Genomic DNA, 13,673 nt, shown 5'->3' with positions numbered 1-13,673 from the left:
TAGAGTTTATTTGGTGTGTGTACTTTTCAATACCAAAAGTACATTACGAGTTTTTTAGTTGCTTTGAACGAAAGTTCATTTTATTTTTGTTCTTAAGTTGATGGGCATGTGGTGTTACCCCTAACAATAACCATAACCCCGCACCAATCCATTGCCCTACCGTTAACTCAACATGATTAATTAGTATCCCTGCAATAAAGATAACTAATATTGAAAAAGCATTTACTACTGTTTGAGCGATAATTTTCGCTGTTAAATATGCTCCCTCTGGAAGCGGTGTAATTTTTAAAAGATGTGTCCATCCTTGCCCTTTTTCCTGAGAAAGTCTCACACCGAAACTAAAGAGTGCAGTCCCTACAATACTGAAAGTTGCCATCGAAATTAAATAATGTGCTTTCCACGCATCTCCGTTTTGTGGTACTTGAACAACATTTGTAAAAATGTAGTAAAACATAACAGGCATTAATAATGAGAAAAAGATAAATAATTTATTGCGGAATGTACGTAAAATTTCTATTTTGCACTGCATCCATAACGCTCTCATGCGATTTCCTCCTTCTGATTTGCGACAAACTGTTCAAATGCCTCATCAAGGCTTCCACGTTCAACTGAAACATCTGTTACAGGTAAACTCCTTTGATAAATGGCTTTTAAAGTTGCATCCGTATCCTCCGTTGTTAAAATGAAGCGTCCTTCGTTTGACTTTACTTCTGTTACATTTGGTAATTCCTTTAGTAATTTTGTAGGAATGCTTTCCTTTGAGTAAAATGTAATTGTTTTTCTCGAAATCGTTGCTTTCATTTCGTCTGGTGTACCATCTGCGATAATCTTTCCGTTCGCAAATAATAAGATACGATTTGCTAAAGCATCTGCTTCTTCTAAATAATGCGTCGTTAAAATAATCGTTTTCCCTTCACTTGCTAACTTTCGAATCGTTTCCCAAAACGTTCTTCGAGACGTAATATCCATTCCGACTGTCGGCTCATCTAAAAATAACAAATCCGGATTTCCCGCAAGTGCAAGCGCAAAGTTTAACCTTCTTTTTTGCCCACCTGATAATTTCTCACATCTTTGCTTTCGCTCTGATTCTAAATTTGCTAACTGCAGTAACGTTTCTTTCTCTATAGGATTCGTATAATAACTACGGAATAACTCAATTGCCTCTTCCACCGTAATACTATCAATGACACTTACTTCTTGCAGCATCGCACCGAGGCTATTACGAACATCTCTATGCTTTGGACTCTTTCCAAATATAGAGACCTTACCTTCCGTTGGTTCCTTTAATCCAAGCATCATCGACATCGTCGTTGTTTTCCCCGCACCATTTGGACCAAGCAACGCTACTATTTCCCCTTTATTTACATGAAATGAAACATTATTTACTGCGTTTTTATGTTTAAATGTTTTAGAAACATCATTTACTTCAATAATCTTTTCCATCTCTCCACCCCCGCTGTTTCTTATATTTACATTGTATTCCTTGGAAAACTTAGGAAACAGTATGATGCGTCATGACATCGGTATGACAATTGTCATGTATTCTTTATGAGAGGAATCAACCTGCATACCGCAAGCGAGTAGCAGGACCAAAATAAACATGATACAATCGGATAAGATATATATTCGAGGAAGGACAGTGGTTTTCATGATTATTCGTAATGAACAAGATTTAGAAGGCTTACGAAAAATCGGCCGCATCGTTGCGCTTGCACGTGAAGAAATGAAAAAACAAGCGAAGCCAGGTATGACAACGAAAGAGCTTGATTTGATCGGTAAAAAAGTATTAGATGAGCATGGTGCTATTTCTGCACCTGAAAAAGAATATGATTTTCCAGGTGTAACTTGCATTAGTGTAAATGAAGAAGTTGCTCATGGTATTCCAGGAGATCGTGTATTAAAAGAAGGCGACTTAGTAAACGTCGATGTATCCGCTGCACTTGATGGCTATTATGCAGATACAGGCATTTCATTTGTTCTTGGAGAAGACGAGGCAAAAGAAAAACTTTGCCAAGCAGCGGTTGATGCATTTTGGGCAGCAATGAAAAAGGTTAGAGCTGGCTCAAAACAAAATCAAATTGGTCGTGCTGTTTCAAACTTCGCACATAAAAGTGGATACAATGTTATCCAAAACTTAACTGGTCACGGCATTGGTCTTAGCTTACATGAAGCACCAAATCACATTTTAAGTTACTATGACCCAATGGATAATGCGCTTCTAAAAGACGGTCTTGTTATCGCTGTAGAACCGTTCATCTCTATGAAAGCTGATCATATTATTGAACGTGGTGACGATGGTTGGACATTCGTTACACCAGATAAAAGTCTTGTTGCACAATGTGAACATACCGTTGTCGTAACACGCGGTGAACCAATAATCTTAACAGAAATCTAATACCAAAAACGGCTGTTTTGTAGATTTATTCCACATAAAACAGCCGTTTTTTATTTTTGGGAAAATATGTGAACTAGTGTTGAACTCTTTATCATTTAAGTATATAATCTTTAGCGGAGGTTACTTAAGCTTATCTTTACTAAAAAGATATTGTAACTAAGGAGTAAAACACCTTCTTTCCTATTGTTTAAACAGGCTCAAAAATGACCGTAGTAACGTGTTAGTCGAATATTCTGTAATCCTTATATTTCTCTAACAATGTAAGAAACTATCACCTTTCAACTTCGGTCCACTAATCGCACAACTCTCTTTAGACAAAATAAATGACTATTTTCAAAGTACATATTGTCTTCATTCTGACCAAAACCAACCCTATCTAGATTTTTATTTCCACATAACTTTAAGGCAAAAATAAGCCTTCACAAAGGGATACACTACATTGGTTAGTATGTATCGTAAAACTTACCTTTATAACCATTCTTTTTTACTAGATATACATGAAAACTATCTCACATATAAAGGTCTGATATCATTATTTATATCAGTATTTTTTTCGACATTTTTTGTCGAATTGTGTATATTTCCATAGAACTGTGTAAATATACATTTTGTTTTACGTTAAATAATATTGCTTTGAACATAATTCTGTTTGTCTGAGAACGCGTATAGAAACGGAGGGATAACAAAAATAAATAGCTTATAACAAATACTTTTAATATTCCATTTGTTCATGTGGAATAAGTCCCCAATGGACAAATGAATGTTCAGAGGAGGAAAAATGAAAAAACTTTTTAATGTATGTTTAATTGTATTCGTACTATTTTCGCAACTTGCTAGTTTTCCATACAATCAAGTAAGAGCGGAAACCTTAACAGGAGATTCCTTATTTGACACTGTTGAAATGAAAGATGCGACGAATCATATTATTGACGAATCAAAAAATCCTAACAATTTAATAAAGATAGGATCAACCATTCAAGTAGAATACGCTTGGTCAATAAAGGATCAACAAGTTGCACACGCAAATGATACAGCAGTAGTTCAAATACCACTTGCATTAAAAGTATCTAAAGATTTGCAAGGGGATTTAGTAACAGATCAAAAAAATATTGGTCAATATTTTATAACAGCTAAAGATAATAAATTAAAATTAATATTTAATGATCAAGTAGAAAATTTGAAAGACGCTAAAGGAAAAATTAAAGTTGATACCGTGTTTAACCCAACTTTAAAACCTGGGGAAAAATCAGTTCAAATCGCTTTTCCTTTAGGAACAATGGTTCAGCCTATATCAGTTCCTGTTCAAGTAGAAAACTCTAAAGAAGATGGCACCAAACAGGATACTAATAAACAAGCGCAAGATCCAGTAGCTAAACCTGTTACTGACAATCCGGAGCAAGATCCAGCAACTAAAACTGTTACTGATAATCCGGAACAAAACCCAGCAACTAAAACTGTTACCGATAATCCGGAACAAAACCCAGCAGCTAAAACTGCCACTGATAATCCGGAACAAAACCCAGCAGCTAAAATTGCTACTGACAATCCAGAACAAAAGCTATCAAGCGACCCTGCTGAGAATACAAATTCAGGTCCAAAGCAAATAACAACAAACATTTTAACCGGTGTAAAGTTGACGGATAAAGACGGAAAACCATTTATAGAGGATAACCGTCCAAGTACAGATTCCCCTGCCAATATTGAGTTTACATGGGAACTTTTAAAATCAATGAATGTGAAAAATGGAGATTACTATATTTTTGATCTTCCTAAACATTTTAAGATTTACAATACAATTAACAGTCCTTTATATGATAGTGAAAACCATCAAATTGGTAATTTTACTGTTACAAAAGATGGAAAAGTCACGATGACATTCAACGATTATGTTGAAGAGCATCCAGATGTTGCTGGTAACCTACAATTAAAGACAGAATTTAATAAAGCTGAAATTAAAGGTACAACAACACAAGAAATTCCTTTCCCGATTAAAGATAAGGATGTTTCTATTACAGTTGACTTTAAGCCTAATGTACAAACAGCTACGAATAAAAAGGGTTTACCTGATAGACCAATTAATACAAATGAAATTAATTGGAAAGTAGAGATGAACAAAACGAAAGACACCCTTAAAAACGCTGTTTTTAAAGATAACATTCCACAAGGTACAAGCTTAAATAAAGATTCTATTAAAGTTTATTATTTAGAAGTTGATGTTAATGGGAATGTAACGCGTGGTGCAGAAGCCGAGCCAACAGATTACAATATTATTTCATCAGATGGCTCAAAATTGGAGATTGCTTTCAAAGATTCTATCAATAAAGCATATCAAATCGAATATGCCACAAAAATTACTGATGAAAATATTAAAAGTTTCCGAAATAACGTTACGATAACGAGTGATAATCAAAAGCAACAAAACGCAAGCTCTACTGTAACGGTTTCTCGTGGTACACACTTAAATAAAACAAGTAAATATGATCCAAAGACGCAAACAATTGAGTGGACAATTACTTACAATGGTGATCAAAGAGAGATCAAAAAAGCAGATGCGATTTTAAAAGATATTTTTGACGATACACACGAACTAGATGCAAATTCTATTGTTGTAAAAAACGCTTCATATAATGAAAAAGGAACGCTTGTAACAGGAGACGCTGTTAATAATTACACTGTAAGTAACAAGAAGAATGGATTCGATTTACAGTTTAATGATGATATTAATAGTGCTTATGTGATTACCTATAAAACCAAGCCAACTAATAAAGTTATAGAAGATGGAAAAGTAAAAAATAAAGTTACAGCTGATAATGATTCAAGTAAAGAAAATGAAGCTAGCTTCAAGCAGCAAAATATTATTAAATCTAATAATAAAGCTGAAACAAATTATAAAGACAAAACAACAACTTGGACAATTATAGTAAATAATAACAACTATCCATTAAACAACGCGATTATTACGGACACCTTTGATCATGGTGGATTACAATTAAAAGATAAGAAACTAGAAATTAAAGACGGAAATTATACCCTTCAAGCTGGGACTGACTATGTTTTAGATGTAACAGATAAAGGCTTCAAAATTACTCTTATAGGTACGTATCAGTCTAATATGACAAAGACATTAGTCGTAAAATATACGACAGACTTTGATTATACAAAGCTAGAAAGTGGTAAAACTTCATTTAAAAATACAGGTAACCTTTCTTGGATAGATACGGATTCTAATCCACAATCAAATAAAGTTGAAGCTAATTTCGATCCTGATACTTTCACAAAGGCAAATGGTTATAAATACGGTTCTTATAACGCCCAAACGAAGGAAATTACTTGGATAATAGGCTTTAACTATAATAATGTTGAGATTAAAGATCCTTATGTTATAGACGTCATACAAGATAAACAAAAGTTAGTGCCTGGATCCATTGAAGTGCGCGATATGATTTTAAATGGAAATCCTGATAATGCACAACCTGGTAATGCTGTACCAACTGAGAAATATGAACTTGAAGAACCTACAGAGAACAATAAAAACACCCTAAAGGTTCATTTTAAACAATCAATTAATTCACCTTACTATATTATCTTTAAAACAAGCCTTGATGGTGAACTTATCCAAGGCACCTACAAAAACGAGGCAGATTTAAAAGATGGCTCTAAAATCGTAAACACCCTTACAGGTGACACTCAAGTAAATAAAGGTGGCAGCTTCGTTACTAAAAAAGCTGTGCAAGACGACAACTATATTAATTGGAGTATCGCAATTAACGAAAGCCAATCAACCATTGCAGATGCCGTTGTAACAGATGACCCAACCAACCGAAAATCAGGTAATTGTGGAAGATTCATTCCACTTATATCCTACAACTGTTGATCCATATGGAAATTTAACAAAAGATACAGTAAACGAATTAAAAGAAGGAACAGACTATAAACTCAAAATAACAACAGACAATAATACCGGAAAACAACATTTCGAAATTGCCTTCTTGAAAAAAATTGATCGAGCTTATATTTTAGAATATCGCTCACTTATTAATGCAGACGATAAAGAAAAAGTAAGTAATAAAGCGAAAATCACAGGCAATAAGTTGACAGTTAAAAACACAGAAACTACTGAAACGATTGAAGTGAGAATGTCTTCTGGTTCAGGCGGAGGATCTGCTACTAAAGGCCGTGGAAACCTTGAAATTATAAAGGTAGATAACGACAATAAAAACGCACTATTAGCTGGGGCAGAATTTACTTTATACGATCGTACAGGTAAAACTGTTATCCGTAAAATTACAACAGACAAAGACGGTATCGCTAAATTTAATAATTTAAAACGCGATAAGTATTTATTAAAAGAAACAAAGGCTCCTGAAGGCTATGTAATTAGCTGGGATTTAAAACAAGGGAAAATTGTTGAACTTGGTACACAAGAGACTACAACATATAAACTTGCAAATAAGAAGTTTGTCGGTAAAGTAGTTTTAACAAAGTCTGATGACCTGAATAAAAACGTCACACTGCAAGGTGCCGTTTTCACACTACTTGATAAAGACCAAAAAATAATTTCAGAACACGAAAAATTAACAACAAATGATAAAGGACAAATTACTGTAGATAATTTAAAACCAGGAACATACTACTTAAAAGAAATAAAGGCTCCTGAGCATTATCAATTAGATGATCGACTTATTGAATTTACAATCGAGGAAGATCAAACAACAGTAATTAATAAAACGGCCCAAAACAGCTTAATTAGAGGCTCAGCTATCCTAACAAAAGTTGATAAAGAGGGTAATACTTTAGAAGGTGCTGTATTTAGTGTACGGGACCAAAATAACAAAAGAATTCCTGGTTATACCAAATTAACGACAAATGGTAACGGACAAATCGAAGCGAAAAATTTACTTCCTGGAGAGTACCAATTTGTTGAAGAGAAAGCACCTGAAAATTATGAAATAGATAAAAAACCGCTTAAATTTACAATTGATAAAAGCCAACAGAAAGCACTTACTGTTACCGCGACAAATCACCTCATTAAAGGTGGTGTCACTTTAACGAAAGTCGATGATGTCGATGGCACTGCCCTTGAAGGTGCTGTATTTAAAATTGTCGATGCGAATGACGAGAAACAAGTAATTCGTGAAAATATAAAAACAGGTTCAGATGGAAAAGTTACCGTTAAAGATCTAGAGCCTGGTGTTTATAAATTTATCGAAACAGAAGCTCCTAAGGATTATACGTTAAGTACAAACCCTATCGAGTTTACAATTGATAAAAGCCAACAAGCTCTTGCTACTGTTACGGCAAATAACAGCTTAAAAACGGGCGAAGTTGAATTATTAAAAGTTGATGAGTTTGGTGAGAAAAAACCACTTGAAGGTGCAGTATTCAAGCTTGTCGATACAAATAATAATGACGTTTCCCCTTACACTAACTTAACTACTGATAAAAACGGTAAAGTTAAAGTTAGTAACCTACGTCCTGGTACGTATAAATTTATTGAAATAGCTGCTCCTGAACATTACGTTTTACGAGCAGAACCTATTAAATTTACAATCGATAGAAGTCAGAAAGAAACTCTACTTGTGAAAGCTGAAAATGCTTTAAAACCAGGAGATGTTGAATTAACAAAAGTTGATGATATCGATGGTACAGCTCTTGAAGGTGCTGTATTTAAAATTGTTGATGCTAATGATGAAAAGAAAGTCATTCGCGAAAATGTAAAAACTGGTGCGGATGGTAAAGCTATCGCTACTGGCTTACGCCCTGGCGATTATAAATTTATCGAAGTAACAGCACCGAAGTATTACGACAAAAATACAAAACCAATTAAATTTACGATTACAGAAAGTCAAACAACTCAGGCTACTGTTACCGCTAAAAACAGCTTAACAAAAGGCGGTATTGAATTAACAAAAGTGAATGCTGCAGATGAAAAGGAAACACTTGAAGGTGCAGTATTTAAAATCGTTAATAGAGATACTAATGAAGATGTTCGTACGGACCTTGTTACGAATAGTAAAGGAATGCTAGTTGTAGATGACTTACGTCCTGGTAACTATGAACTTATCGAAACAAAGGCTCCAACTTATTACGATGTAAATGTAGAACCAATTGAATTTACAATCGAAAAAGGACAACAAAAACTCCTTCCACTTACATTTAAAAATAGTTTAACGAAAGGAAAAGTTAAACTTATTAAAGAAGATGATGTGGAAAGTAGTAAAGCTCTTGCCGGCGCTGTATTCACATTGCAAGACGCAACTGGCAAAGAAATTATGAAAGATTTAACAACAGATGATCACGGAGTATTAGTTATTCCTGATTTAGCACCAGGGGATTATCAATTTATCGAAACAAAAGCCCCTGAACATTATAAATTAGACAAAACACCTATTAAGTTCACAATTAAAAAAGGTAGTAAGGAAGATCTTCCTATCCCTGTTACTGTAAAAAATAGTTTACTTACAGGTGGCGTCACTTTAACAAAAGTTGATGATGTTGATGGCACTACTCTTGAAGGTGCAGAATTTATAATCGTTGACGCTCATGATACTAAAAAGGTAATTCGAAAAGGTTTAACGACTGATAAAAACGGTAAAATTACTGCTTCTGATTTACGTCCTGGAGACTATCAATTTATTGAAGTAAAAGCTCCAAAAGACTATACCTTAAGCAAAGACCCTATTCCGTTCACTATCGAAAAAAGTCAAAAAGAGAATATTACTGTTACCGCTACTAACGGTTTAAAGAAAGGTGCAGTAACATTAACAAAAATTGATGACATCGATCGTACGATGCTCGAAGGTGCAATCTTTAAGATTGTGGATATGAATGGTAAGGAAGTTCATACGAATCTTGTTACAGATAAAAACGGAAAAATTTCTGTTTCTGATTTACGCCCTGGAGACTATCAGTTCATTGAAACAAAAGCTCCTGAGCACTATGTATTAGATGAAACAACGATTCCATTTACAATTGAAAGAAGTCAAACGAAAGAGATCAATGTTACAGGCAAAAATGCTTTGAAAAAAGGTAGCGTTGAACTAACAAAGATTGACGATATTGATATAAATACAAAACTTTCTAACGCCGTATTTAATTTATTAGATGCAGACGGTGAGCTAGTTGAAGAAGGCTTAAAAACAAATGCTGAAGGTAAAATTGTTGTTGAAAATCTACGTCCTGGTACGTATCAATTCGTTGAAACAATTGCTCCTGAACATTACGATTTAGATAAAAAACCTATCGTATTTACAATTAAAAAGAGCCAAACTGAAACTCTTCATATCACTGCTACAAATGCTCTAACAAAGGGTGCAGTTAAACTTTCTAAAGTAGACGATATTGATGGCACTGTTCTTAAAGATGCAGTATTTAAAATTGTTAATATGAACGGTGATGTAGTTCATAAAGACCTTGTTACAAATGAACAAGGAATAATCGAAATTAACGACCTACGTCCTGGTGATTACCAATTCATCGAAACGAAAGCTCCTAAGCATTACGTTTTAGATGAAACACCAATCAAATTCACTATTGAAAAAGGACAGAAGAAAGTTATTTCTTTAACTGCTACAAATAGCTTAAAACAAGGTAGTATCGAATTACTTAAAGTTGATGATTTAAACACTCAAACAAAACTTGCCGATGCGGTATTTAATTTACTAGATCAAGATGGCAAAGTACTTAAAACAGATTTAAAAACAAACAGTGAAGGTAAAATCGTTATCGAAAATTTACGTCCTGGTACGTATCAATTTGTTGAAATAACGGCTCCTGAACACTATGATTTAGACAAAAAACCAATTATATTTACAATTGAAAAAAGCCAAAAAGATATTGCTACCGTTACTATGAAAAATAGTTTAACAAAAGGCGGCGTGGAACTTTCTAAAGTGGATGACGTCGATGGCACTACTCTTGAAGGCGCAGTATTTAAAATTGTGGATATGAATGGCACTGTAATTCGCAAAGATCTTGTTACGAATCAACAAGGTAAAATTAGCGTTTCTGACCTACGTCCTGGTGATTATCAATTCATCGAGACAACGGCTCCGAAACACTATGATTTAAACAAAGAGCCAATTCCATTCACAATCACAAAGAGCCAAGCTGATCCTATCTCCGTTACAGCTACAAATAGCTTAACGAAAGGCACTGTGGAACTTTCTAAAGTAGATGATGTAGATGGTACTGCTCTTAAAGATGCGATATTTAAAATTACTGATATGAATGGTAACGACATTCGCACTGAACTTACAACAGATGTACATGGAAAAATTTCTGTTTCTGATTTACGTCCTGGGGACTATCAGTTTATTGAAACGAAAGCTCCTGAACACTATAAATTAGATAGTACACCTATTAAGTTTACAATTAAGAAAAGCCAAAAAGAAAAGCTCCAAGTTACTGCTACAAATAGCTTAACTGAGGGTGCTGTAGAATTAATAAAAGTGGATGATATAAATCCAGATACAAAACTTTCTGATGCAGTGTTTAACATCATCGATGCGAAAGGTAAAATTGTTCGCACTGATTTAACTACTGATAAAGATGGGAAGATTTCAGTTTCTGATTTACGTCCGGGAGATTATCAGTTCATTGAAACGAAAGCTCCAACTGGCTATGATTTAAACGTTAAACCAATTCCTTTCACAATTACGAAAGGACAATCTCAGGTTACCTCTGTTACAGCCTTAAATAGTTTAACAACAGGTTCAATTGAGTTAACTAAAGTTGATATTGATCACCATGGAACACTTGAAGGTGCCATTTTCAATATTTTAGACCAAGATGGAAAAGTCATCCGAGAAGGTTTAAAAACAGATCAACACGGAAAAGTAATCGTAAATGATTTGAAACCTGGTAATTATCAATTAGTAGAAACAAAGGCTCCTAAAGGCTATCAATTAGATGCATCACCAATAAACTTTACAATTGATAAAGCCCAAGCTAAGCCACTACAAATTACAGTTTCAAATAAAAAAATTGAATCTTCTTCAGGTGGAGATGACAAGCCAATTACTCCTCCAAATAAAGAAGATAACAAAGGCAATGAAACATCTGAGAAACACGAAAACGGAACTTCCGAAGAAACATCGAATAAAACAGATAACAAACAGCAAGATGATCGAAATACGGATAAGCACCTTCCAAATACAGGTCATAAAGAAGACCCTACACAAACAGTAGGTATTGTTCTTCTACTAGCTGGATTATTAAGTATTTTAGCTACAAAACGCAAAAAAAATTATTAATAATTTTTTCACATCCAATCAATCTCTCAATTGATTGGATGTTTTTTTATACAAAAAGGACGATACATAAAGTATCGTCCTTTTAACGGGGTGAGGCTGCCCAAAAGTACGGAAAACCTTTGAACAGCCTCTTATTTTCATATGGATGCCTTACATATATCACTGATAATAATTATGAAATGCGGAAACATAATTACCATCAACTGATTCAAACATGAGAAATGAAACCCTACAGTGGTTCCATTCCTCTACATAATCTAAAGTTTGGGTACACTAGATTCATGCAATGTAGGAGCTTTCAGAGTAGAAAGCGAACCTTCGTTTAAAATGATAGCATACATATCTCCCTCAAAAATATGCAAATATGCATATATCGTTTTTTTTATTTCTCAATGTCAGAATATTGAAAAATAAAAGGTGTGAAGGTAAAATAAAGTCATTATCCGTCTTCTTTTGTCAGTCAGAGAGAATAGAAGAATAGGAGAGGAAAAAATGAGAAAATTATTGAAACAAAAAATAGTAAGCTCTTTGCTTGCTGTATCACTTGCTGTTAGCTTAGCTCCAATTGGGCAAGCAAAAGCGGATTCCACGTCAGAGGTTACACAAACTCCATCTATTACAAAACAGATTGATCCAAACCGCGCGATTGAACATGTTCGTTTCTTATCTGAAACAATTGGTCCTCGCCCCGGTGGAACAAAATCCGAAGAATGGGCTTCTCGTTACATTGGTATGCAGCTTAAATCAATGGGCTATGACGTAGAATATCAACCATTTCAGGTGCCCGATCAATACGTTGGATTCATTGAATCACCCCTATCAACAAAACGTAATTGGCAAGCTGGTGCCGCTCCTAATGCACTAATTTCTACAGAAGCTGTTACAGCTCCCCTTATCTTTGTTCAAGGTGGGACAAAATTAGAAGATATTCCAAATGAAGTAAACGGTAAAATTGTTTTATTTGAAAGAGGAACGACAGTTACCGACTATAATAAACAAGTTGAAAATGCTGTTAGCAAAGGTGCAAAAGGTGTTCTTTTATACAGTTTAATTGGCGGACGCGGAAATTATGGACAAACCTTCAATCCCCACCTAATGAAAAAGCAATCTATCCCTGTCTTTGGTCTTGCTTATGCGCAAGGAAATGCATTTAAAGAAGAAATCGCTAAAAAGGGGACAACAATTCTTTCCCTAAAAGCGAGACATGAATCTAAATTAACATCTCTAAATGTTATCGCCAAAAAGAAACCAAAAAAGAGTACAGGTAATGAAAAAGCAGTCGTTGTAAGCTCGCACTATGATAGTGTTGTCGGAGCACCTGGCGCAAATGATAATGCTTCTGGAACTGGATTAGTATTAGAACTAGCTCGTGCTTTTCAAAATGTAGAAACTGATAAAGAAATTCGCTTTATTACCTTTGGTTCTGAAGAAACTGGATTACTTGGTTCGGATTATTACGTGAATAGTCTATCCCAAAAAGAACGCGACCGTATTTTAGGTGTCTTTAACGCCGACATGGTTGCAACAAATTATGATAAAGCAAAGAATTTATATGCTATGACACCTGATGGCTCTACAAACTTTGTAACAGACGCTGCCTTGCAAGCAGGTAAACAACTAAATAATAACCTCATCCTACAAGGTAAATTCGGTTCTAGTGATCATGTTCCATTTGCTGAAGCTGGTATTCCTGCTGCTCTATTCATTTGGATGGGTGTCGATAGTTGGAATCCATTAATCTATCATATTGAGAAGGTATACCATACACCTCAAGATAACGTATTAGAAAACATTTCACCTGAACGAATGAGAATGGCATTAGACGTTATCGGAACAGGAGTTTATAACTCGCTTCAAAAACCTGTTCCTCAAACTGAACAGAAAGCTGCTTAATCATTTAAAAGACCACTGATTTGAAGTGCACCCCAATTGTTAGACACATAATTAACAATTGGAGGTGCATTTTTTATGGCTAAATTTTCTTCAAAAGATAAAATACAAGCAGTAAAACGATATCTAGAAGG

At 34.5% G+C, this 13,673-nt stretch carries 3 protein-coding genes and 2 pseudogenes; 3 read left to right on the top strand and 2 right to left on the bottom strand.

The features are described 5' to 3' along the window. Window positions 1-109: 109 nt before the first annotated feature. Both ACS2CR_RS30960 and ACS2CR_RS30955 read right to left on the bottom strand, forming a co-directional pair. Window positions 110-544 (bottom strand): annotated as a pseudogene (locus ACS2CR_RS30960) (ABC transporter permease); the annotation flags it as partial. Beyond that, complete coding sequence (locus ACS2CR_RS30955; protein WP_016111033.1) at window positions 541-1,443, bottom strand: ABC transporter ATP-binding protein; 903 nt, start codon at window positions 1,441-1,443, stop codon at window positions 541-543. The gene ACS2CR_RS30955 and the pseudogene ACS2CR_RS30960, both read right to left, overlap by 4 nt. Before the next feature lie 157 nt (window positions 1,444-1,600). Between ACS2CR_RS30955 and map the strand changes: the two genes are divergently transcribed. From map to ACS2CR_RS30940, 3 genes and pseudogenes are all read left to right on the top strand, one after another. Then, entirely contained in the window at window positions 1,601-2,395 is a 795-nt protein-coding gene (gene map, locus ACS2CR_RS30950; protein WP_003313889.1) for a type I methionyl aminopeptidase, read from the top strand. A gap of 778 nt (window positions 2,396-3,173) precedes the next feature. Then, a pseudogene (locus tag ACS2CR_RS30945) lies at window positions 3,174-11,649 on the top strand (SpaA isopeptide-forming pilin-related protein). A gap of 492 nt (window positions 11,650-12,141) precedes the next feature. Then, window positions 12,142-13,542, top strand: coding sequence for a M28 family metallopeptidase (locus tag ACS2CR_RS30940; RefSeq protein ID WP_001228769.1), 1,401 nt, complete (start codon window positions 12,142-12,144; stop codon window positions 13,540-13,542). Window positions 13,543-13,673 lie beyond the last annotated feature (131 nt).

The sequence above is a fragment of the Bacillus cereus group sp. BceL291 genome (assembly GCF_051776705.1).
Classification (GTDB): domain Bacteria; phylum Bacillota; class Bacilli; order Bacillales; family Bacillaceae_G; genus Bacillus_A; species Bacillus_A cereus.
The sequence above is the reverse complement of the archived record's forward strand: the minus strand, read 5'-3'. Positions and strand labels throughout refer to the sequence as shown.